This is a genomic window from Telmatocola sphagniphila, assembly GCF_018398935.1.
GTDB lineage: Bacteria > Planctomycetota > Planctomycetia > Gemmatales > Gemmataceae > Telmatocola > Telmatocola sphagniphila.
Genome location: NZ_CP074694.1, coordinates 2,028,189 through 2,054,593 on the forward strand (window position 1 = coordinate 2,028,189; position 26,405 = coordinate 2,054,593).

Here is a 26,405-nt window from a genome sequence, read left to right on the forward strand (position 1 = left end):
TGCCTTAGAGTCTGTTCCAAAAGCCGGTTTAAGCAGCTAGCGCTTTAGAGTCTTTCTTCTTATCTTTTGCGCTTTTTGCGCAAACTTTTTGTGTATTTTATTAAATCGCGGTTTTGAGTTCTTTCGGGAACTCTTTGATGCGGATACGAACGGCCGCCGCCATCACCGCATTGCCTTTATCCGTCACGTGATAGCGATGCGCCCGCGGGACTTTCCGAATCAATCCATGAGCGCGCAACCTTCCCAATTGTCGCGAGACTCGTTGCGTTTGCCGACGCCGTTCAGCGGCATCCCGGGCGGGCTCGTTCAACGCTTTCAGGATGTCGTGGTTGCGAAACCCATTGATGCGATTATCGCCGCATAAGACAGCCAGGAATAGCTTCTGTTCTTCGGCGTGCATCAAGTTCAAGCCGCGTCGCTTCCGGTTACCCAGAGAGACGGGTTGACTCAGTTGGTCGAGTTGACGCACGGTGACCGAAGGAGCGTCCACAACGGCCAAAGCCTCGAGATAGCGTCGATTCGAAGCGCGGGCGACTTCGAGGTAGCGATAGAAATTAGACACGCCTTTGTTCATGGGGCACCAGGCCATTTTTTCGACCCCTTTGCGGATGCATCGACGGCGGACGTGGAACTCGCCTGGCTGGTTGATTACTGTTTCAATGCGGAGAATCCGTTCGAATTTGTCGTACATTTTCAGCCAATTGCCTTTCATGCGGTGCTTGACGCGTGTGCCCGGTGCCCGTTTCTTGCGGCCCAGAGTAAGAATTTCTCCGTCGAATTGAGGATAGAGCTTGCGTCCCAGGAATTTCATAAGGTCGTCGGCAGAGAACTGTTGAATCGAGTGATCGACCAGACGCGGGTAAAGAGCTTGTAAGTCTTCACGACTTCGGAACAAAACGTCCGTGCTGTACTCGGCTCGATCGATCACCCAGTAGTATTGGCAGCGGTTCAGCCAGTCTTTTTTCAATAGCGGATTGGCCCGGCGGACCCAACGGTCGAGAATTTTGATCCAATTCAAATGGGCAAAGCGATCGGCCAGACGTTGAGCGGCTTCGGGATTGTCGAGTTGAACGAAGGCATTATCGCTTTGAAGGAAGCCGATCTGCTTTTCGTTCATCTGGCGGGCCAGCCAGTCGTGACCGTTGACGTAGACTTGGACGCTGTAAGGAAAGAAGGTTTGGATGCGGACATGGATCAGTCCGAACTCGGGATCGAGAGAATAGAAATAGACGACGCGTTGCGGGCGAGACGTGAAGTACAATTCCGGTCGATCCTTGCCGGGACGCAGCTTGACGCCGCGACCGGTTTCCATGCAGCACAGCACGGCGACCAGTCCTTCCTTTAGACTGCGTTTGGCAATCTCCTCGCGGATGATCTGCTCTTTGGTGTGCTCCCCTTGGAGAAACTGATAAGGAGCACCGGCTTCGGCGGCGACTCGTTTGCCATGTTCCACCAGTTCTTCGGACAGACCTTCCAGGAAGGGAACGAAGTCTTTGCGACGCATGCCCAGTCCGCTATCGCAGAGACGGTGGAGATCTCCATTCTTGAAAAAGGGAAGATATCCTTTGAAAATCACGCGGTCGTGACATTCCAGAACGGATAGAATGGAATCGGCGAACTTCTTCGTAAATGAGTTGATCGTCGGCATGGCGTCGAGTCTCCAACGGTTGTGTGGTTACTTCCATTGGATAAACCGACGCCATGTTCGTTAATACCTAGGGTTGCGGGCATTGCCCGCGTTAAGAAATATTCGTATATATGTCTAAAATCCCCGAAGTCCCGCTCTATGGCCCACAGAGATTTTTACACCCGGAACCCCACCCGTGGACAGTTTCTTACCAGGAACCGAACCAAGCCTGAATGGCCAACCGCGTGAGCCCCACTCCTTTACAAATGTCGTCTCACTCATCGACCTCGCTCTGACACAGTACAAAGACGTTGTTACTGTCACGCCAGCCACGTCCGCTCGGGAAGCGATTCGGCTCCTCACTCAACACCGTTTCTCGCAAGTCCCCGTTGTAGACCGGGGTCAGATCGCTGGGTTATTCTCCTACCGATCCTTTTCACTCGCCGTAGTGAACGCCTTTGATCTGCCAGGGCGACACAGGGCAGATGGACTGTCTGTCTGGGAGTGCATTGAGAGTCCCAGCTTTGTGCAAGGAACTGACGAGTTCCAACGTTTGTTCGATCTACTCGATCATCGCGATGCGGTTCTTGTTGGAACACAGGGGCGGTGTAATGGCATCGTAACCGCGATGGGCGTGTTGCGGTATCTTTTTGAGACGACAAGCCCATTCCTGCTTGTGGCCGAAATCGAACTCTCCCTCCGAGCAGTCATCGAACTTTCCCTGGATCCTGATGAACTGAGCCTTTTCGCCAGCTCGAGTCTCGTGCATTATACACCGGAGAAAATGCCGACGAAGCTTGAAGATATGACCTTCAGCGATTACGTCGTACTGATTGGGCACGGCAGCAACTGGGACCGTTTCAATCGAGTCTTTCATGGGGACCGTGCACTCACACATGCGAAATTGAAACAGCTCAAAGATCTGAGAAATGATGTCTTCCATTTCCGCCGAAGACTGGCCGACAGGGACCGCGACATCTTGACCGAGTCGCGTGATTGGATGCGTCGATTGGTAACACTTGCTGGCGGACTGGAGGACTGGACATGACCCATCGAGTTCCTGAACCAGCTTCTCACAAAAAAAAGGCTACCCCCAGATCAAAAAGTGGTGATCGAAGCCGGATGTTTCGATCCACCTACCGTTAATGAACTATCAAGGGATACTTAACCGAACCGCCATCATACTTCATAGAATCCGGTACCCACATGAGTAAACCCCACGAATCCGAATCCGTCCCTTCTAACGCCAACCTAGGAAACGATCCTGAAAAGCTCATAAGTTGGTTCCAGTCCGACGTAAAACCGTTCCTCGAAAACATCCAACCTGAAAAGGTCGGCCCTCTCGAGGCCGATGCACATAACTTAGAGGCGGTAGCCCAAACGGCTGATCAAGAACTAACCGTCTGTTTTCTAGGTAACGCTGGAGTTGGTAAGAGTACCCTCATCAACTCGTTAGTGGCCGGCAAGGACGTCATCCTGCCTGCTGGCGGCATCGGCCCGCTTACCGCTCAGGCGCTTGCTGTACGATATGCCCCCCAACGCCGGTTCGAGGTTGAGTATCATCCGCCCCAGAACTTATGGCAACTCACGTTTGCCCTTGAGAGTGTCTTGCAAAGGGAGGCCCGCCGGGATCGGTCGGTGAGTGGAGAAGACGAACTGAAGCAGGAGAGTGGCAACGAGACCCGTACCGAATCGGAGTTAGGGGCCGTTAGCGGTCCTCAGCTCGGTAAAACTCTCGAAGAGCTAAAACGGCAGGCTCAACTGCTCGTTACGGGCGATCAAGACCAGCAGACTGATCTCGACTACCTCGTCGACACTCTCCGAGAAGCGACAGCAAACAAACGGATCTGGGGGACTACCCCACGTCCTGAGGATGAAGCACGTGTGCGACAGATCCGCGAGGCCCTTTCCTGGGCGTCAGAAACTGGCAAGCCGTGTACTTTCACGGCCGAGGATGCAGGGTTCCAGGCCGCACTAGGCCACCACGCATCCGGGTTCCTTGCCCCGCTTATAAAGGAACTACGCGTCTACTGGGATAGCCCACTTCTATCGGAAGGGGTGACTCTCGTCGATCTCCCCGGTGTCGGGATCGTCAACGACGTATACGAGGCGACAACTAGCAAGTGGATACGCGAACGGGCTCGAGCCGTCATTCTGGTGGTTGAGACCCGCGGGCTGAACGCGACTCACGCTGAACTCCTTCGTAGTAGCGGCTTTCTCAACCGACTTTTATACGCGGCAGACGATCCAACTGCCGACCCCGTGGTACTCATGGTGGTTGTAGTAAAGGGAGACTTAGTTGCCGAAGAGGAGTACATCAAAGATCGGTCACGGAAGAAGCGCGAGCACTTCGCCGACGTCCGCTCAAAGTCGATTGAGCACATTCGGCATCAACTCCGAAGTCAACTCGAGGAAGTGTGGGCATCCGATGATGTAACCCGTGAGCGGACACGTAAGGGTGTCATCGAGACGATACTTGCCGGACTCCAGGTGCATCCGGTATCCGCACCTCAGTACCGTAAGCTGCTAGAGGCCGATGAGGACGACCGTGCCTTCATCAGTGAATCCCATCAGAGTGGAATCCCGGGATTAGTTGCCGGCCTGACCGATCTGGCTCGCAGCCAGCGGCAGGCGCAAGCCCTTCGCCTGCGGGAGGTGGGCGGGGATTTTTTTCAACGTGTCCTGGCCACAGTCCGGGTGAATCAGGCGAAGTGGCGTGAGGAGGCTCGGGCAAGTCAGGAGGCGGAGCGGCTTCGCAGTGAGCTCGATGAGTTCCTGGAGCCGCTCCGACGGGAGTTTCATGCTCGGCAAGGGGCATTCCGCGAGTTCCTCCGTGAGACGTTACCGTCTAACATTCGGGAACTCGTAGAGAAGGCCAAGGGCCAGTCGAGCCGTGACATTGAGAAGTATTTGAACACACTACAGGACGCCCATTGGGCCACTCTGCGAGCTGCGGTTCGAAAAGGTGGTGCATTTGACGGCGCTCGCAACATTAACCTTCCACTTGATTTCGCAATCCGTTTCGAAGAGCCAATCGCTGAAGTGTGGGGGAAATCAGTCCTCAAAGAGATCCGCGGGCGTACTCAGCAGTTCGCCCGGGACTGCGTTACGTTCGTCGATCAGGTGGTAGAGTGGGCAAAAAAGCAAGGGGCGAGGGTCCAGACCCAGCTTGTCCTCGCCCAGCGGGAAGAGATCATTGCCGACGCAAAGCGGTTGGAGGCGGTGGGCCGGGAAATGGTTAACGAGCTCCGGGACCAGGTGAAGAACACCCTTATACGCAAGGTCGAGGGGCCTATCAGGAAAAAGTGTGAGAAGTTTGTAAAGGATAACGAGGATCGTGGGAGTGGGGTAAAGGTTCGAATCCTCGGCTTATTTAACCAGCTGGCGCGGGATGCGACCGAGGCCGCCAGTGTCCCTGCTATCGAAATCCTAACCGCGCAGTTCAGGGAGGTAGAAAAGGAGATCCTGGTTGTCTTTGAGCAGCATACGGATCCGCTAACATCAGCTGCTGACTCGATCGTCGCTTCACACGAACTCCGTGTCAAGCGAAGTGACGCGCAGAAACGAAAGAAGGTATTGGCTGACGTCGACGCAGTATTGACCGCGTGCCCGTGGCCCTTGCCAGCAGAAACCAGTAACGAGGGAGGTGGTCAGTGAGTCCACTAGTAACGCGTGAAGGCCAGAATTCGCCCGCAACAATCCTCCGCAAATTCGAGGACTTCGGATTCCCGTCTGTCGACCTTGTGAACCCCCCCCGGAGGTTCTGGGCCGACAGAGATGCGCCAGGACCGGTGGTCGAGACGCAGGTCGACGCTCGCCGGGTAACTCCGCTCCCAAGCCCCTCCGGTCTTCTTGCGAACCTTCCAGTGGATGATAACTGGCCAGCCCAAACTCGGCGTAGCCTCGCCCGGTTGTGGGCTTACTATCTTGTGTGTGAAGACCCGCTCCGAAGACTCGACGCCCGGCCCGTTAACACACTTGCCCATCAGGTTAGCCTAGTGCAACATGTGCTCGAGACCGAGCACCTCCGGCGCGTCCTTGTGGCGGATGAGGTCGGGTTAGGAAAGACGGTCGAGGCAGGATTAATAATCCAGCACCTGCTCGAACAGTCACCGGGTCTGCGGGTACTGTATCTCGCTCCTGCCCGGTTAGTCACAAACGTATGGCGCGAATTTGAACGGCTGGGATTACACTTCCGGCAATGGTCGGCGAGTGAAAATACAGCCAATCTGACTGACCCACTCGTCGTTGCGAGTATCCATCGGGCGGTTCATGGCAGCAATGTCGAACGAGTGCTCAGCACTTGGCCCTGGGACGTGATCGTGGTAGACGAATGCCACCACTTGTCAGACTGGGCGGCGGGAGGCGGTGACCCACGAGAAAAGTTTAGACTGGTGAGGGATTTGATCGCTCATCAGCCTTCAGGTGCTCGAGTGATCTTTCTGAGCGGCACTCCGCATCAAGGGCATGCCAACCGGTTCGAGAATCTGCTCGGATTGTTGCGAAAACCGGACGAACCAGCCGAGGCGTTGGCCGGACGAGTTATCTACAGGACGAAGGAGGACGTTCGCGACTGGAACGGTAACCCGCTTTTCCCGACTAGGCAAGTAAACCCCCCAATCCTAGTAGACTTAGGACCCGAATACCGGGAATGGGTGCAGCACATACACGACTTCTTCCGACCACCGCCCGGCGACCCAGGCCGGGCAGATGCCAAGCGGCGTGCGGCTGGATGGCGATGCGCGCAGGCGCTCCAGTGGGCAACGTCTAGCCCGCAGGCTGGTCTCGGTTATCTAGTAAGACAGGCGATTCGAGCACGCTGCGACCTTGGCGATGAGCCGCTCGAGCAGGCTATTGCCGCACTCAGACCATACCGCCGCGGACCGGTCGACGAACCTGTTGAAAAACTCTTTAAGCGAATCCAGCGTGAGGTCGGTCCGTCTAACGAAACGGACGAAATCGAGGACATTGAGGAGGAGGGCCAGAACGAAACGCGTGAGTACGGACGCGCACTAACCAGGCTATTAGCTGAGGGGGTTCGCCTAGTCAGGTCATCGGCGGATGAGAAATGGGCAATCGTAAAGAGGGAGTTGCTAGATCCTCACGGTGACGAAAAGGTAGTGCTATTTGCCCAGCCAATCGAAACGGTGATGGCGATTGCCCAATACCTAGAGCGAACGAGTGGAGCTCGCCCGGCTCTAATCATCGGCGGCCAAAGTGAAGCCGAGCGGGAAGCCGAAGTAGCAGCATTCTGGCGGCCTGATGGGCCACGGTTTCTAGTGTCATCGCGCGCTGGTGGCGAGGGGATCAACTTGCAGATCGCTCGGCGTTTAATTCACATTGATGTTCCGTGGAATCCGATGGACATGGAGCAGCGAGTCGGTCGTGTCCACCGGTTTGGATCACGGCGAACCATTATTGTGGACACTGTAGTTGTTACCGACAGCCGGGAGGCTCACGCCTATCGAGTCGCTCGCCAGAAGTTGGAGTTGATCGCCCGCGCCCTCGTACCTTCGGAACGATTCGAGGCTGTGTTCTCTCGGGTGATGGGGCTAGTTCCCCCGGAAGAACTACAGGATGTTTTGATACAAGCGGCCGCCGGGCCACTCTCCGACCGGGATCAGGATGCAATTAATCGGATGGTTCAAGAAGGTTTCGGGGCCTGGCAGGCCTTCCATGATCGGTTCGCCGATAGACAGCGACAGATTCGACAACAAGATCCTGGGCTGGCGACCTGGGAGGATGTAAGCCGATTTCTTGCGGAATATGGAAACGTCGAGACTCGTGAAGGGTTCAGAGCGCTTCGATTCACTCGGACGGGCGATCAAGTCGATCCAATCGAACAGCCGGTGAATGTGGTAAACCTCGGTGACCAAGAGCAGTACGTCTGCGGAGACGTCGGTGGTGCGCCCGTCTTCGGGCCGGACGGCAAACAAGCTCGTCAGCTTGGTCTCAACCTTCCTCCCGTTGCAGAACTTCTTCGCCGTCTTGCATTCGCTACACCAGCGGGCGCCGCCGTGCTAAGGGTGACTAACGAACTTACACTTCCGGGCGTGGACAACTCCACGCCATTAGGAGTTTTGATCTTTGCACGGCAGACGGTTCGCCCGGACCCCCGTTCTGGACACATCGAGATCGGGTGTTCGCTGCCATGTTACATCCTCACCGCTGATAGTAACCCTGTACCTGTCGAAGGGCCTCTGAAGCGGGCTCTCCTCTACGCCCTATTTGACGCCACCGTCGCGCGGGTCAGGCCAGAGCCGGTTGACCAGTTGATTGCAGCTATCGGAAGGTCTGAAACCGAGATCGGGAATCAGCTCCGTTTTCCGTCGGAACAGGAAATGCAGTCTGGAGTGCGACATGCCGTCACTCCGCTTCTTGCTGCCTTGGTACTCAGGTAAGTCACTCAATCGTATTCTCCAAAGCAATATGTGTAAACGCCGGTCGAAAAGGGGTTCTGTCGCACAGTTGGTGACGAGCGTTGGTTAGAATGTCTTTAGGAATTCATTCTGACAGGACGCAGCATCATGACTATGCAGGACCTCTTTCCTCAAGAGGCCGGTTTGGTCGTTACCGATTTCGCTCTCACTCCGGAACTCTTGGCAATCGCCATTCAATCCACCAAGCCCCATTCTGCCTGTCCCAACTGCGGTCGAATATCGGACCGCATTCACAGCCATTATCAGCGTGTATTGGCGGACTTACCCTGGCAAGCTCGCCGAGTACTACTCAGGATCGAACTGCGAAAATTTCGATGCATGAATGCCGCTTGTCCCAGGCAAATCTTCTGTGAACGGCTACCTCATGTATTTGCTTCCCATGCTCGAACAACTGGTAATCCTTGTCGAAAACGGGCCCAGGTACTCATTAAAATCCTTGTCGAAAACGGGCCCACCCCTCAACGTCTTCCTGTAAACTGGTTTCCCCTGGAGGGATCCCAGACTGCAGGAGGCAGAGGATGGTCAAGGTGGACGAATACGCGAGAATACGTCAGGCTCATCGAATAGATAAGATGGGCATCCGTGCACTGGCCCGGACTTTTCATCATTCCCGGCGGAAGATCCGTCAGATTCTCGACGAGCCGGAACCCAAGCCGTACCAGCGACGAGCCATGCCATCGCTGCTCGACTCTTTCACGGCGATTATTGAGGAGATCCTGCGGAGCGATCGAGAAGCTCCCCGCAAGCAGCGACACACCGTCGCTTACTATGAACAAGGTAATCCGGAATATCGGCGATTGATTGCAGAACTTGAAGGATTGACCGTCTCCTCGGCAGAGGACAAGCTTTTCAAAGGAAATGCTCTGGCACTCCACTACCCCGCGGACGGACTGCGGCTGATAGACCAAGCGCTAGCGGTACGCCCCTCCACTCTCGGACACCTGCTTCGGGCCGATGCGCGGTCAGAGCTTTCCCAAGTTGTAGGTGATGTTGCTAGTGCCGAGGACGCCGTTTCCTCCACAGAACTCGCTAAGCAACTCTTGCCTGACAACCCTGCCCGATTGGGGAAAAACTGCACCGCCCATTTGACTGCTATGGCGGCGTATGAAAGAGCCGGTAATTCGACAAAAGGTGCCGAACACTTGACTACGGCGGCCGCTGACGCCGCGAAAATGGCTCGCTTCGAAAGAAATCCGACAGCCATCCTCTATCGCTACGATGTGGCCGCTATTATTGACGGGCTTGAAGGCAAACTGGACCGTACGTCGGAACTGCGTGCTGCACGTTCCGGTCGCCACGACCTGCTCTTGACGATCTACGAGGCGGACAACTGGCTTGCCCTGGGCAACGATCAAGAAGCCGAGAAAGTGGCGAGCGAACTCCCAAGTTCAGGAACCGGATCCTTAAGAGTCTTGGCGGCCCTGGGGAGAATAGACGGTCGCACTGTTGCTCTAAATGCCATTGATCGTTATGCCGGTCCTGATTCGAAATGGAAAGCCCGTTATACAGCCGCTCCCTTCCTATTCGCGTTGGATCGGGCGCGATGTAGCACTCTCCTTAAGCCGCTTCTCCAGGAAAATGACCCTATCGCCCGACCGGACGAACTCGCCGAGTCCAAACGAAACCTCTCGATGTTGGCGGGTACGATCTCGGAATCGGATCTGCTATCCGCTCCGGCTCGTGGCCCGGTGGAGCTGTGCAACCGTCAATACTTTGTTGCCTGGAAGCGAATGGGGGAAGGAGATCGCGAGGGGGCTATCAAAGCATTTGAAGAGTGCTATCGTTACAAGTTGGTCGATCACGCCGCGTGGGTGCACGCTCGGATCATCCTCATCCGAATGAAGGATCCGAATTGGCCGCAGGCCCTTTTGACGAAAAAGCATTGAACGAAAGACGTTTCACGATTCGAGCCAATGAACTCGCATTGCGCCGCGAAGCCGAACGCGAGAAAGCTCCTCGATCAACTTGAGATGATCAAAATACCTGCCGAGCCGGCACGACCTTGCCGTTTTCATTTGTTAGAGAGACCGTATTTTGATATGCATTCCGATCGTTTCCAAAGTCCCGCGCTGGGGTTCCGACTTTATGGGTGGTTGGTGAAGGAACGTATACTTCGACTAACTAATCAGATCGGGGAAAGGCTACTTTTCAAAATTCAGACTCTTTCAGAGTTCCTAATTAATCCACAACTTTCGGATCTTCTGGCGTCGACTCAAGATCTCAAGACCGACTGTCACTTCCCTTCCTTTAAGAACTTAATTGCACGTTCCAGCACTTCGTCTTTGTTTTCACGGATACCTGCGATAGTTGGTTTCACTTCTATGTGCGGTACCAAGCCGATTCGTTGAATTTGTCGGCCATCCACATGCCGAACTTCGTGGCCTGAAAAACGAACGGATAACCCACCGGGAAGGGTGAAATTGGTGACGTCGCCATTAGCGCCGGCGGTGTGACTGCCGATGAATGTGGTGCCGCAAGCTGCCTCAAAATACAAACCGGAATGTTCGGCTTGGCTGATCGAACGTTCGTCGATCAGCGTGACCGTCTTACCTTTGTATATCCACTTATCTGTTTTCGGTAACGGCTGGTAAAAGCTGACCCGGCCTTGATCCTGAAGGTGATCGTCGTCGACCTTTAAGAAACCATCCAATAGCTGACGGTAGTAGAGAGCGCCATTTCGAGCCCCCTTAAGATTCAAACGAGGAGCGATCGCCCAGGCCGTACCCTGCGGATAGCTGCGTAAATCGAAAATAATCGACTCCGTCTCTTTAAATTCCTCGAACATGGCATCGACCTGCCCTGTCGTCAATCGCTCGAGATCGACGTAACCTATGTTGCCGGGAAGTACTCGAAAAATTTTGTCTTCTGAGTGCAACGGCGTTTGCAATAAATACTTTTTCTTTCGCGCCAAAACCACTTCTGTCGTTTTGTTGTTGCCGTCGAGCAAACCAATTTTGACTGCAGTTCCTTCACGGCCGTTTAAAAGTCGTCTCAGAGTAACATACTCGTGCCATTGAGCCGTTGAGGAAGGTAGATACTTGCCGATTCTTTTCATGCTTGCATTTACGGGTTCGCCTTCGACAGACACTAAAACGTCGCCAACATGCATGCCGGCCTCTTTCGCCATGGCCTCATCTAACAATTGTGAAATGACCGGAACTTTCTCGACGTAACAAAGTCGGATAGGAACCGTCGCATCGCCAAAAAACTTTGTCAGTTCAGGCCCGGAAACTCCCGTATGACCATCCGGTACGTGAGTGGAAAGTTCGGCAACTGTGAGTTCATATTCGCGAGCATTGGCGGCTGACTCAAATTTTGGGATAAACCGGGTTAAAATCGTGTCCCAATCGTCATCTAACAAAGACATATAAGGGTAGAAATAATGAATAACGTTCCAGAAGCGGAACAAGGCTAGCAATCGATACTCTGCGTCGGGAAAGTGCATTTCATCGTATTTTTTGTCCGTCCGCCAGTCAGGTGTCATCGCAATCGGGGCCGCCTTGATGGCGGACTTGGATTTGGGAGAATTTTGAATCAACTCGAGGGCCGTTTTAAATGCTGGACCTTTTAGGCTCCAATCGCCATTTACCGGAACCTCTTTATCGGCGGTTATTGGAACAACTCCTTCCGAAGAGATCATCTCAGATGTTCGCACGGAGACAATGATGCCCTTGGATAAATCCACTGTTTTCGCTGAGAAGAGCGATTCTTCAGGGAACCGTCCCTGCGACACTATGTACGCATTACCGGCACGCTGAAGCGCAATAGCGAGCATTGGGATAACTGAATCGGGATTGACGAGAAAGACGATTTTTTCTGCTTTGACGTTGTCGGCGGCAAAGAAAACTTCGGGGGCTTTGGTAGAAAAAGCGGAGTAATATTCTCCCGATGTAATACCAATCTGTGGTCGATAACCCGAATGAATAAGACTCCGCAAAGCCGGTGCCTGAACTTGCTTTGCATGAAGGAGATCTTGAATATCGATAAGTGCAAGCTCACTAAAAAAAGTCAGTCCGCCGGCTTCGGGATTTCGAAGGTCTATGATCACGGCCCTCGCTTTCAGAACCTCTTTCCGAAGTTCTTCACGCCAGGTGATACTCTTCGCATAATCCGTAACTGCATTCGGGAAAATCGCCAACACTTCATTTTCGATCCAGCTGAAAAACTTCGGAGCATTTTTGCCGTTGTTCAGATCAGGAAAACCGTTCTTCGACACGATAGGCTTGCGAACCACCCGCGTAGCGGAATCGCCGAGAGTGTTGAGCATTTCCTGAACGACCTGCACAAATTCGTCCGCATCTTTTGCGGCACGCACTTTGGGCAGCGCCTTGATTAAAGCCGCATCCCAGTCAATCTCCTTGTAAGCGAGAGAGGGATGCAAATAACGAACAGTTCCCCAGACTTTGCAGAGCCTAGCGATTCGATCGATGCGAGCTTCATCTAAGGGAGGAGGTTCAAATGCAAAACTAGTTTTACCAAATATCGCGAGTGATAGAGCCAGAGCTATGAAGTGGGAGTACAGCATGTTGACCTCCATTGGTTTACGGCAAATTTGTCGAGTATAGCAGTTCCCGATTGCTGATCGCGTTTTAGATTACGGCCACTATTGCGATATTCGGTGAATCCATATGTTTACAGAGGTCTAACGCGACACTCGAAAACTGCATCGATTTTGATACTGCAGTAATATAAGCTATTGGCGATTCTGTGCCAGTAGCTGGTAAAGTTTCTCACGAGTCGGGTATATGGAGGGGCTTGATGGGGGATGAACAAAAGATCCGGCGATGGTTGCTTGCGGTCAGCGTCCTAGCAGTTGTCGCAGCGGTTGCAGCCTGGTGGTTCTCCCCCGGACAGCAGCAGAAGAGGTGGACCGCTGCACTGATCAACGCCGTACAATCTGGCAACCAAAAAGCCGTTCAGGCAGCCTTCGATGATGGGGCTGACGTCAACTCCCGCGACTCCGATGGCATCACTATTCTGATGCATGCAGCCCGTGGAGACCAACCGGATATTGCCAACCCTGCCCCCAGTGACAACCCCGAGATCGTGGAGCTGCTAATCCATCGTGGGGCAGACGTCAACGCCAAGACGGACTCGGGGTTCGTAGCATTGTTCTGGGCCGCTCGATATGGACACGCGCGGGTCGCCAAAGTGCTCATAGCCAATGGCGCGGAGGTGAACGTCAAGGATAAAGAATCCATGACGGCCCTACGGTGGGCTAATACCAACCAGCATACCAAGCTGGTCGAGTTGCTAAAGGAGGCCGGGGCCAAGGAGTAAGCCTCGGGCTGCACAATCCGTGGCAACTGTCAAGAAAGCATTTAAGTCGATTGCGAAGCAATATCTAAGAAGAGACAACTCGAGGTGAGCTGCAGCGCTTCTCGCCTCCTCAGTTTACATTAGCCAAGTGAAGCTTTTTCAAAAAAACGCTTTCCTCCCGGGCACTTTTCTCTTCCATCCGGCATTTAACAGATAGCCCTATTTTCAGTCCCCGTCCATACGAGTGATCGTGAGGCGAACGTCGCTGAGGATTCGGGAAAGGACCGACAACACGAAGCCCCCTCGTGAAGCTGGATCTGAATCGGTTCTGGTGATTTTTAAGACCACCGATTCTTAGCACTGCAAAGGCCTAGATTGCCGGCGAAGCCCTGCTTGCAACCCATCTTTCCACTGATAGAAATCTAGCAAGCGTCCTATTCCCGCGAAAGCAAAAGATGACACGCGATCAAATGGATCGGCGAATTGCTAATGAGCTTCTCCAAACTCGTGATTCTGCATCGATAATTCCCTCGCCCTCGCTGCAAGATAATCCTTTTGATTTAGAACGCGGATACCGGGCAGGGAAATCGCATTTAAAGCTGAAGGAATTCTCGAATAATTAATTCTCGGCGTTCATCGCTGGCGCAGGCTTTCAGTCGTTTGACTGCCATCGATTCCTTGCCGCTCGCATTCGCTACTATGCTCAGAGCCAACCTTTTAATCCTGGCGAAATTCTGAGGGCCGTTATCTTTTCGAACCCGGCTGTCGTCGTCGCCGAATGTCACATCCAAGGACCAATGCAAATTATTCTCGATCGTCCAATGTTCCCGGACCGCTTTCGCCAACACCGGAGCGTCCGACGCTCGGCTGCAAATATAGTAGCGGATTTCGCTCGCGCTCTTGTGGTTTTCTCGGCGGTCGGTCACCACCACGACCACCGTCTTCAAGCCTTTCCAATCGTCCTTCATCGATAAGAAATTGACGTCCGAAAACACGAGGCACGAACGGTACTCCACTCGGCCTCGATTCTTCTCCGTCGATTCGCAGAACGTCGTCGGTACATCGGCGAATCCGGACTCCAAATGCTTGAAGTAATGAGCCTTGATCTCGGCCAAGAGAGTCGGTTGATTGTCCTTCACCGCCAACAGGTAATCCGCGTCCCGTTCCCGCACCGCCTCGGCGATTTTTTTTTGACAGCCCATCGCGTCGATAGTCACGATTTTTCCGGCAATGTCCAGCCGTTTCAGCAATTCCGGGATCGCGGTGATCTCGTTCGATTTATCGTCCACCGCCTCTTGGCCCAGCGTCACGCGGTTGGCCGTCGCAAACGCGCTGACCACGTGCAGGCACTTCTGACCCGGACCGCCTGACGAACGCATCGTCTTGCCGTCGATCGCCACCTGAAGCAGGTCGGTCCCGACGCAGATTTCCGCCATCCATGAAGCGAAGCAGGCCTCGAAAGCATCCGTGTCCAGATAGCGGAAAACTCGGCCGAAAGTGTCATGGCTCGGGATGCCGTTGGGCAAGGGAGATACTTCCGGAACCAGTCGATCTTGGTCACGCCGAAAGCTTCGACGGCCACCCAGTCGTTGGCTCCGGAAACCGCGGCGCAAATGGCTATGAAAATGATTTCCGAAAGCGTGTGTTGTTGGCAACGATCGAGGCGGTGGTCGGGCAAATCCGCGAAGTGGACGAGGAGATCGGTCAACGGAGTTTTCGCCGGCGCGGGAGATAGTTCGGAAAGCTGAAACATCGAGGAACCCCAGGGCGATCTAGCGAGCGATTTCCACATCCTCCACTAAAGAAGAACGATGCGCAATACAATTAATGACATTAGATGTTTTCTTGGAATTTAAGCGCGATTTCCCTGGGGGCGGTGGGCTGCCGACGATGTTCCAGTCGCCGAGTTTGGGGAAGCGATGGCCGTGGTGAGGAACTACTTCAACCGTTTTCCAGCGTGAAACTTAAATTCGAAGATTCACTACGGACAAACTAACAAATTGTGAAACTCATCTTAAAAAACTTGATATTCCTCCGCTGGAATTGAAAATCGGGCACCCTACTCATCTGGGGTCGATTATCGTTCGGGACCGAAAATTGGCAAGAAAGTGATGAGCTTAAACACTAAAGCTAACTATGTAAAGCCCATCGACAAGATCGATTTTATGTTGCATGGACAAATAAAAAGGATGCAAGTGATCGCTACCGTACAGCCTCTAAGAAGCGATAGTCATACATCCACATATCCCCCTCCACATCGCTATGGATAGCAATCCGCCCCGTCGTCTTAAATGCTAGTTTGAAAATTTCCCACTGCTCATCGCTGATATTGCCCTGTTGGGACGTTGCTCCGCCCTCTTCCCATAAGATGGAAACGCTCCGACCTCCGGCAATCTCAAAGTAGCCAAGTCTACTGACTCTACCAAAATGCCACTCGAAGTTAGCCCCAGCCTTCCGAGCTTGAGCTTTATCCAGTGATTCGCCTCCAACTTCATGTAATTGGTGCTTTATCGCTACTGACTTCTTTGCCATGAGTTCACATCCTTTGGTTTGCTTGACAACGTACACAGGTTCGATTTTACGCCTTCACTAACTTACCTGTGTTTATCTTATTGATAATCGGTTATTCCTCATAAAACTAATCGTTTGATACTCGACTCATCGAAATTCCCACGTGAAATTAACCACCGCAGCAAATGAACAATTCGGTGTCTGGCGGAAAGGAACGCACGATGATTTGGTTCTAGCCGTGGCTCTGACGGTATGGAGCGCGGAGAAGTTCCCCGAGTTCATTCCGTTGGGTGGGTTGCCGACGTTTTTCGAGTTCCAAAGTTTGGGGAGACGGTGGGCGTGGTGAAATGCACTCTCTTTATTCAGCCTTAACGAAAGATGTTGTAGGCTACCCTTTCACTTTCTCCGCGATTGCGGTGAACTGCTCCAGGGCCGTTTGCAAATCCTCCGCGATCTCCTGGGCCAGCACGTCCGGAGGCGGTAAATCGTCGCTGTCCTCCAGGCTCTTGTCACGCAGCCAGAAAATATCGAGATTCACTTTGTCCCGCTTCATCAGGTCTTCGTAGTCGAACGATCGCCAACGGCCTTCGGGATTCGCTTCGGTCCAGGTCGGCTTCCGCAGGTGGCGTTTGCCGGGCCGGTCGCATTCGACGAATTCATCCAGATCGTCACGCTGCAACGGATTCGTCTTCTGCGTAAAAAGCATGTTGGTCAGCAGGTCGTACACCCAGAGCGTCTTAGTCCAACGCTTTTCCCGAGAAGGCTTCGGTATGATAACGGCGAACCGAAGGTCATTGTGGCCGCACTGGTGAATCGTTCTCAATAATCTGGCGATCGCATTGGCTCAGAATCGTGTTTCTTTAGGATCTGGCCCTTGAAAGCCCGGCAGGTTGCACTTGAAAAGATCCTAATTTCTAAAGATATTTTAATTGACATGTCGCTGGACGAATACGAAAACGAGAGCATGAAATCCGCCCGATATGGTCCGATCCATTTTTCCAGTTTATTTCAATAATCGAGGAAGAAATCGGCTCTATCTCCGTTTAAGGGGGATAGAAGCAATGGTATCTCAATCGTGTTGAGAGGTGTAGCTGATGAAGGTCCCTCTGATTTTTTGGGGTTTGCTCGCATCGTTAGCACTCGCATCTCCAAGCCAGGCAGACGAAAAAACAGATTTGGCAGCGCAGGCCTACGAGGTCATCGCCAAGCACTGCTTGCGTTGCCATAAGGGGCCTGGCTCCGAAGGTGGGGTTGCCAATTTTGGCTCCCTTGCGGATTTGCAGGCACCCCGGGGGAAGAAAGCGGCCCTTATCGTGGCTGGTAAGCCTGAAGAGTCCCGCCTTTACCAGCGTCTGGCGATCGATGGGGATATGCCGCCGGAAGAGGCGCTGCGAGCCACCGGTAAGCCCACCGAAGAAGAAAAAGCGATTCTGAAAAAATGGATTGAAGCTTCCGCTCCCCCCTTTACAAATTCCGCAAAGCAGCGAAATTTCATCACTCTGGCTGATGAGCTGACAGCGATTCGCGAAGCACTGCAAAAAGCCAATCGTGAAGATCGTCCTTATATTCGTTTCTTCACGCTAACACACCTTCACAATGACAAAACGATTCCGGAAGCCAAATTAAAGCTGATTCGAGCGGCCCTCTCTAAAGCCATCAATAGCTTGAGCTTGAAGCCCACAATTGTTCTGCCCGAATCGGTGAACAGTGCCGGAACAGTGTACGCCGTGGATATTCGACGACTCGACTGGGACACGCGCCATCTGTGGAATCGCATTCTCGAATTCTACCCTTACGGTCTACTCTACACGAAATATCCCGATCCTAACATTCGCCGCTTGGCCGAAGATGTGGAAGATCTTTCCAAAGCGCAGATTCCCGCGCTGCGGGCGGACTGGTTTGTCGCCACGGCCCTGCGACCGCCGTTGTATCACACCCTTCTGAACATTCCGGAGGATGCCCGGGTACTCGAGCAACGCGTTGGAGTAAATGTTGCAACCAACTTCGAGAGCGATAAACTGGCTCGCGCTGGCTTTTCCAGATCCGGCGTCTCCGCTCAGAACCGACTCGTCGAACGGCACGACTCCAATCAGGGGGTGTATTGGAAGAGTTATGATTTCAAGCCGGATGCAGGTCGAGGGCGTCTGATCCGTTTTCCCCTTGGTCCACTCAACCTCTTCTCGAAAGGCCATCACCCCTATGAAAATCAGGCTTTCGTACATGACGGAGGGGAAATCATCTTCAGCCTTCCCAATAAACTCCATGCCTACATGCTCGTCGACGGTAAGAACAAGCGGATCGACGAAGGTCCGATTTCCGTGGTCGGCGATTCCAAGAAAACGGCCGGGACTTCGGCCATCGTGAATGGCATTTCCTGTATGGCTTGCCACACAAAAGGAATGATCGAGCTGAAGGATTACGTTCGGGACAACTCCGCTGTCTTCGGCAAAGCGGATGATAAAGTGCGTAAACTCTATCCCGATGCTAAAAAGATGGACGAACTGATCCAACAGGATCAGGAACAATACCTTTCCGCTCTCGAGAAAGCTGTTGGGCCTTTCCTGAAGATCGGCCCGGATGCGAATAAATCGATCGCAGATCTTTCCGAGCCTTGCAGTTACGTCATTATGACCTATCGATCTTCCTCCGACGCTTACCTGACGCTCGACCGGATCGCTTGCGAGCTTTACCTGAAAAATGGGGAAGAATTGAAAGCAAAAGTCGGAGCTAAGAAGTTCAAGGAGTTAGGTCTCGCTTCCTTACTGTCGCAACCCGACGCGGTCATCGCCCGCCTGGAATGGGAAGCGGTCGATGGCTATTCCCTCATGCAAGAACTGGGCAAAGAGTTAGGTTGTCTACCTATTGGAAAGTAATATTTCGAAACAATTGAACTGGGAGATTTACATATGAAGATTTTGATGTTCTTACTGGCGCTCGGGATCATCCCCTTTTCGTCCGCTCGGGCCGAAGAAATCAAGACCCTGCAGGTCATCGCCGCCGAACTGGCGATTGATGTCAAAGCGGTCCTGAACAAGGAAAACCAGCAGTCGGTACGGATCGGCCTGTTTAGTCCGCGCGGGGCGGCCCTCGGAGATGCCAATGCGGGGCTCGCGATTTGCGCCGCACTCGAAAAGGAACTGGGTAATACCGCGAATCCCGAAGCCACTTTTGAGATCTCAGGGTATTTCCTTTTCATAGAAGCCCCCAAGGATACCCGGATTAAGCTGATCTCCGTCAAACCAGAATTAACGAATACAAAATCGGGCGAGACGGTAAAAGCCTTCCTACCTAAGGAACTCGTCATCGGCGGAAATACGGATATTGCACGAATATTGGGTGTCTCGGGTAGAGTACCTTCGGAGAAAGAAGGTGTACAAGTGCCCTACACGGAGCGAAACCAGGAAATCCAGAAGATTCACAAACAGCCAACCACTTTCATTCATGGGGAAGATAAATCTCTCATCTCCTCCGGCCCAGATAGCCTTTACGATGTACAGATTCTCGTCGGCCCCTCCCCCGATTCGATGAGTCCCCGTCCCGCCAGGGAAATCGCGCTTAAATTCCAAGAAAACATCTAATGTCATTAATTGTATTGCGCATCGTTCTTCTTTAGTGGAGGATGTGGAAATCGCTCGCTAGATCGCCCTGGGGTTCCTCGATGTTTCAGCTTTCCGAACTATCTCCCGCGCCGGCGAAAACTCCGTTGACCGATCTCCTCGTCCACTTCGCGGATTTGCCCGACCACCGCCTCGATCGTTGCCAACAACACACGCTTTCGGAAATCATTTTCATAGCCATTTGCGCCGCGGTTTCCGGAGCCAACGACTGGGTGGCCGTCGAAGCTTTCGGCGTGACCAAGATCGACTGGTTCCGGAAGTATCTCCCTTGCCCAACGGCATCCCGAGCCATGACACTTTCGGCCGAGTTTTCCGCTATCTGGACACGGATGCTTTCGAGGCCTGCTTCGCTTCATGGATGGCGGAAATCTGCGTCGGGACCGACCTGCTTCAGGTGGCGATCGACGGCAAGACGATGCGTTCGTCAGGCGGTCCGGGTCAGAAGTGCCTGCACGTGGTCAGCGCGTTTGCGACGGCCAACCGCGTGACGCTGGGCCAAGAGGCGGTGGACGATAAATCGAACGAGATCACCGCGATCCCGGAATTGCTGAAACGGCTGGACATTGCCGGAAAAATCGTGACTATCGACGCGATGGGCTGTCAAAAAAAAATCGCCGAGGCGGTGCGGGAACGGGACGCGGATTACCTGTTGGCGGTGAAGGACAATCAACCGACTCTCTTGGCCGAGATCAAGGCTCATTACTTCAAGCATTTGGAGTCCGGATTCGCCGATGTACCGACGACGTTCTGCGAATCGACGGAGAAGAATCGAGGCCGAGTGGAGTACCGTTCGTGCCTCGTGTTTTCGGACGTCAATTTCTTATCGATGAAGGACGATTGGAAAGGCTTGAAGACGGTGGTCGTGGTGGTGACCGACCGCCGAGAAAACCACAAGAGCGCGAGCGAAATCCGCTACTATATTTGCAGCCGAGCGTCGGACGCTCCGGTGTTGGCGAAAGCGGTCCGGGAACATTGGACGATCGAGAATAATTTGCATTGGTCCTTGGATGTGACATTCGGCGACGACGACAGCCGGGTTCGAAAAGATAACGGCCCTCAGAATTTCGCCAGGATTAAAAGGTTGGCTCTGAGCATAGTAGCGAATGCGAGCGGCAAGGAATCGATGGCAGTCAAACGACTGAAAGCCTGCGCCAGCGATGAACGCCGAGAATTAATTATTCGAGAATTCCTTCAGCTTTAAATGCGATTTCCCTGCCCGTCCCGCCAAGCTCATAGACGGTAAAGCCTTTGTTGATATTCACAAGGAGGAGTTGTATCAGGTTCGGGTTATCAATCGTTCGAATAACGAAGTTGCAGTTTCTCTGGCGATTGATGGAGTGGACCAGTTCACCTTCAGCGATGTCAAAAAGGCGGATGGGAAGCCGAAATTTTCCCATTGGATTCTCGAAAAACAGGGTAATCCCAATCAAGAAATCATCATTAAAGGATGGCACAAAAATCGGCTCTTCCGTTTTTAGGCGCAACTCTCGGCGAATCAGTCATTTTGGGATAGATTGCAACTTAGAGTAACCATTTCCTGGTTCACGGAAGAGCCGATGACGACGACTACCATTGCCATAGACATGGACGTCCCCGCCGGAGTGAGCGTTGGCGAATATGAACGCGTCGACGGGGGCCACGCCTTTCACGTGAGTTGGGAGTTGCCCGACAATCTTTGTTGCGAGACTTGCCGGCGTGAGTCTCCGCTTCAATTGGTGGAGAAGAACAAGTTTCTGAGCATCCGCGATCTGGATTTGTGGGGTAAGCCGAGCTTTTTCGTGTACCAGGAGGTGTATCACCGCTGCCCGTCGTGCGGTCACCGTCAATCGCTGTTGCCGCCGTTCAAGCGTCGGGATGTGAAATATACGTTCCGCTTCGAGGAGCAGGTGCTGGTCAGTCTGATCGGGAGCACAGCCGAAGACGTGGCAGTGCGTTTGGGGATTGCCGCGGAGACGGTGGAGCGAATCGTCAAGAACCGGATAGAGGACGCCAAGGCGAAGCAGATCGATCCCCAGCGGAAGATCAAGCGTTTGGGTCTGGATGAGATCAGCCTGCGTAAGGGGCATAAGGGATATGCGACAATATTGACGGACCTGACGAATGGGGAGCGTCCGGAGATTCTGGCTCTGTCCAAGGGTCGCGACGAAGCAGCGGGGCGAGCGTGTTTGGAGCGTTTGTCGGCCCAGCAACGGTCGGCGGTGCGTTGGCATCATACGGACATGAGCGCGGCGTATTTGAAGGCTTGCGGCGTGCATTTACCCAACAGCCAGTCGGTGATAGATCGCTTTCACGTCGCCAAGAAATTGGGTGAGGTGGCGGACGATCTGCGAAAAAAAACTATCGAGCCTACAAGCGAAGTTTGAGCGGGGAAGCCCGCAAGAAGCTGCGTTCTCAGATGCACGACTTCCGGCGTCGTCCCGAGGATTTGAAACCGGAGCAGGTCCAGGCCCTCGAGGATTTGTTCGAGAAGGTGCCTTCGTTGGGAACGATCTACCATCTGCGTTGGGAGGCGACCAAAATCTTCGATAGTGCCCCCAACCGAGCCGAAGCCTCGCGACTGTTGGAAGATTGGATCGTCCAGGCCCGCGAGACCGAGATGGATTGGGAGCCGTTCATCACGATGCTCAAGAATAACTGGGAGGGGATCTTAGCCTACTTCGAGGAACGCAAAAGCAGCGGCCCGGTGGAGGGTCTGAATACCAAGATTCGGGTAGTGCTACGCCGAAGTTATGGAATTCAGAGTCTAACTACGCTCTGGACGAGAATACTCCTGGACGTGAATTGGGCCGCGAAAAAATTAGGGCCGACCATTGCGGAGATTCGCGGCTTCGTCAACCAGATCCAGAAGCATTTCTCTGGATGCTACACCTAGAAACGGAAGAGCCAAATACACTTGATTTGACGGGACCCCTAATCATTGTTGGTGTCGCTAATCTCATCGGCAAGGTGCAGTCACTCAAACTCATTCGGCATGTCGCTACCGACGCGCGCAAAAAACTATTGCTTGAATCGGCAGAAACTTCAGCGCCGAACCGTCCTGGTCAAAAACCATGTGCAACTGTTGGAGTTGATTTTTCATAGGTAAAATTCCGCTCAAGTTCGATGGGCATTGTCCCAAAATTGGGGTTTAATCCCAGTCGACCGATACGATTGTTGGATTTTTGTGATTCGGCGCGCGGAGTCGCCAGGGGAACTCGGACGATTTTGACTCTACGCCGCTCGGCGATAACTTTTCAGAAGTCCGCCGAGGCGTTCTTGGCAAGCGATCTTTGACAAATCGATCTTGGAAGGATCCACCAGCGGAATCGTACCGTTCAAGGGAACGTTGCCCCGACAACCAGTAGGCCAAGCTCGGTCCGGCGATGCGGGCGCCAGAGATCAGCACGGTGTTCTCCATCTCGTTCCTTAATTGAGAAAAATACTATTTGAGGCGACACAAGCGATAGTGTAGCGATTGGAAAAGAGATATATCAGATCGCGTAGTTCGACAACTGTCAAAGTCGGCGTGGAGGAAGCATCGATAGGACCGCGAGCCAACTAAGAATTCTTATGAATCGGGCTGCAGTGTTTTATTGCCCGTGCGACACTCGGAATTAAAACGCGATTACCCTGCCCCACCTATCGGGGAGCATCTCAATGGTAATCATTCAGGATAAAAAGCGTGTTTCAAATTGCAATCTCTTTAATGTATTTTACAAATCCACTGCGGCTAATCGCACAAAATATATTTAATAAAAACAATATACAATATCTAATTTTTATTCCATAAATGGTCTTTGCAAATCCAATATTTTCGAATTAATATATTTGAATGCTCGAATTATTTATTGATATGACCAAAATATTTTAAGAGCATCTGATTACCGATACACTCTGAACTGTTTGAAATTTCAACCCATCGAACCGCAAACCGGCTCCCGACCCGCCAAAAAATATCCCGATTCTTTGCCTCCCTGCGGATAGGAACTCGAGAGTAGCCCATTTCTCGATGGCCTGAGGTGAGCTTGTCCCACCTTAACGGCTCGAGTCTGCAGAGAGTAGCGGAAAAAAAAATTGGAATCGTTCTCACTTTCCGTTTTGGCGACGGCGAACTCATTGGCACTGGGGCCGGTAGCCAACAGCCCATTTGCCAAGTCCCTGAAGTGGTTTCGAACAAAAACCGAAAAACGATGCAAGAGGCTTTTTGATGGCGTCAGTTCCGTACCTTGCCGGCCTTCTTTTTAAATTTTTCCTCATTCGGAGCCAAAAAATCCGATGGACACATGTTAATCCCGGTCGCTCCCCCCTATCCGTACAATAAGACAGCCGACTAACTTGATACTCAATGATGCCGACAGCGAAAAAGTGGATTTTGAACTTCCGGAAGGGCCACTTTGGGGTTGGGCATTCGACTTGGAGTCTCCCCTATTCATGGAAGCTGTTTTCGAAGCCCACCGCAGAGGCTCCCGATCACGGGGAAGAGAGATGCCCCAGTTGTATTATCGCTAATACACTTCTTATTTTCATCCGTGAGATTTCCCGGAACACTTCCACTTATTGTAGGAGTTTCGGAAAGCCTTCTGTGGTCCTTCTCGCGTCCAGGCCACCGGCGGCTCCAAGTTCTCGATCCTGCTCACCAAGTTCACCGTCCCCGAAGAGGTCTTTGGGCCGATCTCGATTCAGGGACTGAAGGAAGACCGCTTCCAGAGAATCACCAACGGCAAACTCCCCGAAGCCGATTTCGCTTTCGTCGATGAAGTTTTCAAAGCTTCCTCGGCGATCTTGAATACGTAATAACTCACGCCCTGGCCAAGAGAGAAGGGGCTTTCTCTTGGGCAAAGTGAGCCTGTACCGCTTGAGTCATCCAGGCGAATGAGTTCCGTTTCTGCTGACGACAAGTTTCGATCGCGGTCAGCATTCGTTCAACGAACCGACTCCCCTGGGCCGATTGGGTTCCAAAGCATAACTTCCGCCAAATGACCGCGGGCCGCAAAGCCCGCTCGGCGGCATTATTGGTGGGCTCTACTCCTTCGACATCGACGAACGTCCAAAGCCGAGCCCGGTATTTCCAGAGTTCGGAGCAAAAGCCACGCAGCTTCGGATCGAATTTTCCTCGCAAGAGCAAGGCTTCGACTTCGCTTCGTATGGGGATCATTTGTTCGCCGAACGCTTTATGGCTGAGGGTTCCGTCCCGAACGCGATTCCAGAGTTCGAACATCGCCCGAGTCTGTCGTTGCAAGTCGTGTCCTAAGCGTCGAGCGACCGGACAGGGGCGATCGATGAGGCTTTGGAAGTCGCGGAGCAAATGAGCCCAGCACCACTGCAAGCGTCCGAAAGCCCAATACATCTTGGCCCGGTCGCAGCCTAGAACGCCGGTAAATGAATCGCCCAGGAATTCGAGGACCACCTGGGCTTTGCGGCTGGTGCGGAGAGCGAAGACGCTGAAAGTCGCGGCTACAAAAGTCCAGGTCCAGGCTTTGGCGAGCCCTTCTTTGGTGGGCGATTCGTCGCCGTTGAGGACCGCTTCCCCAGGCAAGGCTAAGGCCAACTCCTGGTAGGGGGCTTGCAAGGCTTCGGCGGCTCGGTTCTGCAGTTTGATCATCCAGGAAGCCGAAGCCTCCTGACCCAGGATTTGTTCCAGAAACAGGCGCAGCGTCGTTTGGAGAGCCGGAAGCAGACCATCAACAAAGCGGACAAAGCAACCAATCGAGGCCCGGCCATTCCGACAGGCACGCCTGGGGGTAATTCTCCGCAGGTGGTCTTGCCGCACGAACAGCGCAGACGATGGAGTTGATATTCCGTAATCGAAGGCTTGATTTCGGGAATCTCCCAGACCTGATGACGCAAAGGCTGGGGATCTGTTCCGTTCAAAGGTTCGCCACAACGGCGGCATTCGGCCGGTAAACAAACAATGACGCCGTCGCACTCGTGTGCGGAAACCAAAGAGCGTTCGTGTTTGGGATGCCCCGGTTGGCCGCCCGACTTCCGTTTGGCCTTCTTTTGGGCTTGCTTCGAAAGCTTGGCGTGGGGATGTTGCGTTGAAGGCGGCTTCGAAGAGTTGCTGGAATCCTTGCCGAGCTTCGCTTCCAGTTCGGCGATGCGGTTCAAAAGAATCCGCAGCACAGCCTGAACTTCCGGCGTTTGGCGAACAAGCCATTCTTCGCTGACAGACTCCATGCCCCGAGTATGAGATAATTAATTCCCCAGCGCAAGAGCAATTCCCGATAATCTCAGGACGAGGTGTGAGCGGTTACTTGAATACTCTTCTGAAGATTCTCAATGAACGGACCTTCGATGCCGGCGAAGGTTCCTTGCGCAAAGTCCCCTTGAAGCTCTGCGTGGCAGCCTCCAACGAATGGCCGGCCCCGGAGAGTGCCCAGGAACTGGCGGCCCTGTTCGATCGTTTCACTCTGCGCAAGAGTCTCTCCCCGATTCGCTCGCAGGCGGGTCGAAAGAGGCTGCTCTGGAATCGGGATCATACTCCCAAGGTCTCGGTACACCTGAAGCCGAGCGATCTGGAATCCGAACAAACGGCCGGCTTACAGTCCACCGTCTGGCTCGGCGGCAAAATCGCCCGTTGCTTCTTGGCGTGCCCCGATTGGCCACCCCGATTCTTCTTCGATTTCTTCCGGGGTGGGGCTCGCTTCACTTCGGGACCGTCCGACGATGGGGGCTTCGACGAATTGGAGGAATTCTGGTTCAGGCGTTCCTCGAGAGTTGCGATGCGTTGCTCGTACTGAGCTAAAATTTGACCGAATTCCGCGAAACGTTTAGCAATCCAAGCTTCCAAATCGGGAAGAACATCCTCGGGGATGCGACTGCGAAGTTCCGGTGGCAAGATTCCTTCCTGCTTCATCACAACAGTCTACTCGATCCCTAAATTTCTGGGAAGGTGTGAACGGATACCAGTGTCTCGGCTCTGAATTTTCACGACAGTAGGCGACATGTTCTCCCAAATTCGTCGACCCTCAC

21 protein-coding genes and 5 pseudogenes are annotated in these 26,405 nt (G+C 53.3%); 15 read left to right on the forward strand and 11 right to left on the reverse strand.

The window, feature by feature from the left end:
- Nucleotides 1-100: 100 nt before the first annotated feature.
- Nucleotides 101-1,648 (reverse strand): hypothetical protein, encoded by a 1,548-nt coding sequence (locus tag KIH39_RS08140; RefSeq protein WP_213498843.1) that lies wholly within the window; start codon nucleotides 1,646-1,648, stop codon nucleotides 101-103.
- Nucleotides 1,649-1,823: 175 nt separating this feature from the next.
- On the opposite strand from KIH39_RS08140, the pseudogene KIH39_RS27005 reads away from it, so the two are divergent.
- From KIH39_RS27005 to KIH39_RS08150, 3 genes and pseudogenes are all read left to right on the forward strand, one after another.
- Nucleotides 1,824-2,051, forward strand: a pseudogene (locus KIH39_RS27005) (CBS domain-containing protein); the annotation flags it as partial.
- A 129-nt stretch (nucleotides 2,052-2,180) separates the two neighbouring features.
- Nucleotides 2,181-2,675, forward strand: a complete 495-nt coding sequence (locus KIH39_RS26535; RefSeq protein ID WP_246539604.1) for a hypothetical protein — start codon at nucleotides 2,181-2,183, stop codon at nucleotides 2,673-2,675.
- A gap of 158 nt (nucleotides 2,676-2,833) precedes the next feature.
- Entirely contained in the window at nucleotides 2,834-5,284 is a 2,451-nt protein-coding gene (locus KIH39_RS08150; protein WP_213498845.1) for a dynamin family protein, read from the forward strand.
- 5 nt (nucleotides 5,285-5,289) lie between these two features.
- Here the strand turns inward: KIH39_RS08150 and KIH39_RS08155 are convergent, their stop codons facing one another.
- Nucleotides 5,290-5,613, reverse strand: a complete 324-nt coding sequence (locus KIH39_RS08155) for a hypothetical protein (protein WP_213498846.1) — start codon at nucleotides 5,611-5,613, stop codon at nucleotides 5,290-5,292.
- 12 nt (nucleotides 5,614-5,625) lie between these two features.
- On the opposite strand from KIH39_RS08155, the gene KIH39_RS08160 reads away from it, so the two are divergent.
- The 3 genes from KIH39_RS08160 (at nucleotide 5,626) to KIH39_RS08170 (ending at nucleotide 9,953) form a co-directional block, all read left to right on the forward strand.
- Entirely contained in the window at nucleotides 5,626-8,028 is a 2,403-nt protein-coding gene (locus tag KIH39_RS08160; protein ID WP_213498847.1) for a helicase-related protein, read from the forward strand.
- A 132-nt stretch (nucleotides 8,029-8,160) separates the two neighbouring features.
- Nucleotides 8,161-8,634: a transposase family protein gene (locus tag KIH39_RS27010; RefSeq protein ID WP_390623699.1), complete on the forward strand. Its 474-nt coding sequence runs from the start codon at nucleotides 8,161-8,163 to the stop codon at nucleotides 8,632-8,634.
- Nucleotides 8,586-9,953 (forward strand): hypothetical protein, encoded by a 1,368-nt coding sequence (locus KIH39_RS08170; RefSeq protein WP_213498849.1) that lies wholly within the window; start codon nucleotides 8,586-8,588, stop codon nucleotides 9,951-9,953. Before KIH39_RS27010 ends, KIH39_RS08170 begins: the two co-directional genes overlap by 49 nt.
- A gap of 347 nt (nucleotides 9,954-10,300) precedes the next feature.
- Here KIH39_RS08170 and KIH39_RS08175 read toward each other — a convergent pair whose 3' ends face one another.
- A complete protein-coding gene (locus KIH39_RS08175; RefSeq protein WP_213498850.1) occupies nucleotides 10,301-12,352 on the reverse strand; it encodes a S41 family peptidase in 2,052 nt (683 codons plus the stop codon).
- Nucleotides 12,353-12,825: 473 nt separating this feature from the next.
- Between KIH39_RS08175 and KIH39_RS27015 the strand changes: the two genes are divergently transcribed.
- Nucleotides 12,826-13,347, forward strand: coding sequence for an ankyrin repeat domain-containing protein (locus KIH39_RS27015; protein WP_213498851.1), 522 nt, complete (start codon nucleotides 12,826-12,828; stop codon nucleotides 13,345-13,347).
- 572 nt (nucleotides 13,348-13,919) lie between these two features.
- Here the strand turns inward: KIH39_RS27015 and KIH39_RS08185 are convergent.
- The 4 genes and pseudogenes from KIH39_RS08185 to KIH39_RS08195 all read right to left on the reverse strand — a co-directional run bounded on the left by KIH39_RS08185 (nucleotide 13,920) and on the right by KIH39_RS08195 (nucleotide 16,660).
- Nucleotides 13,920-14,981 (reverse strand): ISAs1 family transposase, encoded by a 1,062-nt coding sequence (locus KIH39_RS08185; protein ID WP_315852414.1) that lies wholly within the window; start codon nucleotides 14,979-14,981, stop codon nucleotides 13,920-13,922.
- Nucleotides 14,882-15,118 (reverse strand): annotated as a pseudogene (locus KIH39_RS27020) (transposase family protein); the annotation flags it as partial. The gene KIH39_RS08185 and the pseudogene KIH39_RS27020, both read right to left, overlap by 100 nt.
- Nucleotides 15,119-15,528: 410 nt before the next feature.
- The gene (locus KIH39_RS08190; RefSeq protein ID WP_213498852.1) at nucleotides 15,529-15,858 is read right to left on the reverse strand and encodes a hypothetical protein; all 330 of its coding nucleotides are present in this window, start codon (nucleotides 15,856-15,858) and stop codon (nucleotides 15,529-15,531) included.
- A 367-nt stretch (nucleotides 15,859-16,225) separates the two neighbouring features.
- On the reverse strand, nucleotides 16,226-16,660 hold the full coding sequence (locus KIH39_RS08195) for a hypothetical protein (RefSeq protein WP_213498853.1): 435 nt from the start codon (nucleotides 16,658-16,660) through the stop codon (nucleotides 16,226-16,228).
- A 271-nt stretch (nucleotides 16,661-16,931) separates the two neighbouring features.
- Between KIH39_RS08195 and KIH39_RS08200 the strand changes: the two genes are divergently transcribed.
- From KIH39_RS08200 to KIH39_RS08210, 4 genes and pseudogenes are all read left to right on the forward strand, one after another.
- Nucleotides 16,932-18,710 carry a c-type cytochrome domain-containing protein gene (locus KIH39_RS08200; protein WP_213498854.1) on the forward strand — a complete coding sequence of 593 codons (1,779 nt, stop codon included), beginning with the start codon at nucleotides 16,932-16,934 and terminating at the stop codon, nucleotides 18,708-18,710.
- A gap of 33 nt (nucleotides 18,711-18,743) precedes the next feature.
- Complete coding sequence (locus tag KIH39_RS08205) at nucleotides 18,744-19,415, forward strand: hypothetical protein (RefSeq protein ID WP_213498855.1); 672 nt, start codon at nucleotides 18,744-18,746, stop codon at nucleotides 19,413-19,415.
- An 80-nt stretch (nucleotides 19,416-19,495) separates the two neighbouring features.
- Nucleotides 19,496-19,672, forward strand: a pseudogene (locus KIH39_RS27025) (transposase family protein); the annotation flags it as partial.
- On the forward strand, nucleotides 19,636-20,655 hold the full coding sequence (locus KIH39_RS08210; RefSeq protein WP_213493978.1) for an ISAs1 family transposase: 1,020 nt from the start codon (nucleotides 19,636-19,638) through the stop codon (nucleotides 20,653-20,655). The pseudogene KIH39_RS27025 and the gene KIH39_RS08210, both read left to right, overlap by 37 nt.
- On the opposite strand, the gene KIH39_RS08215 is transcribed toward KIH39_RS08210, so the two are convergent.
- Complete coding sequence (locus KIH39_RS08215; RefSeq protein ID WP_213498856.1) at nucleotides 20,630-20,938, reverse strand: hypothetical protein; 309 nt, start codon at nucleotides 20,936-20,938, stop codon at nucleotides 20,630-20,632. The two genes, KIH39_RS08210 and KIH39_RS08215, sit on opposite strands and share 26 nt — an antisense overlap.
- 72 nt (nucleotides 20,939-21,010) lie before the next feature.
- On the opposite strand from KIH39_RS08215, the gene KIH39_RS26795 reads away from it, so the two are divergent.
- The 3 genes and pseudogenes from KIH39_RS26795 to KIH39_RS27030 form a co-directional block, all read left to right on the forward strand.
- Nucleotides 21,011-21,817, forward strand: coding sequence for a transposase (locus KIH39_RS26795; protein WP_213498857.1), 807 nt, complete (start codon nucleotides 21,011-21,013; stop codon nucleotides 21,815-21,817).
- A complete protein-coding gene (locus KIH39_RS26800; protein WP_213494162.1) occupies nucleotides 21,814-22,326 on the forward strand; it encodes a transposase in 513 nt (170 codons plus the stop codon). The genes KIH39_RS26795 and KIH39_RS26800 overlap by 4 nt, the downstream gene beginning before the upstream one ends.
- Before the next feature lie 1,718 nt (nucleotides 22,327-24,044).
- A pseudogene (locus KIH39_RS27030) lies at nucleotides 24,045-24,224 on the forward strand (AAA family ATPase); the annotation flags it as partial.
- Between the two features lie 7 nt (nucleotides 24,225-24,231).
- Here KIH39_RS27030 and tnpC read toward each other — a convergent pair.
- Both tnpC and KIH39_RS26555 read right to left on the reverse strand, forming a co-directional pair.
- Nucleotides 24,232-25,035 (reverse strand): IS66 family transposase, encoded by an 804-nt coding sequence (tnpC, locus tag KIH39_RS08235; RefSeq protein WP_246539439.1) that lies wholly within the window; start codon nucleotides 25,033-25,035, stop codon nucleotides 24,232-24,234.
- Entirely contained in the window at nucleotides 25,032-25,610 is a 579-nt protein-coding gene (locus KIH39_RS26555; RefSeq protein WP_246539438.1) for a DUF6444 domain-containing protein, read from the reverse strand. The genes tnpC and KIH39_RS26555 overlap by 4 nt, the downstream gene beginning before the upstream one ends.
- A 65-nt stretch (nucleotides 25,611-25,675) precedes the next feature.
- On the opposite strand from KIH39_RS26555, the gene KIH39_RS27035 reads away from it, so the two are divergent.
- Nucleotides 25,676-26,173: a hypothetical protein gene (locus tag KIH39_RS27035; protein ID WP_390623686.1), complete on the forward strand. Its 498-nt coding sequence runs from the start codon at nucleotides 25,676-25,678 to the stop codon at nucleotides 26,171-26,173.
- Here the strand turns inward: KIH39_RS27035 and KIH39_RS27040 are convergent.
- Nucleotides 26,068-26,289: pseudogene (locus KIH39_RS27040) on the reverse strand (DUF6444 domain-containing protein); the annotation flags it as partial. The gene KIH39_RS27035 and the pseudogene KIH39_RS27040 sit on opposite strands and share 106 nt — an antisense overlap.
- Nucleotides 26,290-26,405: the final 116 nt, after the last annotated feature.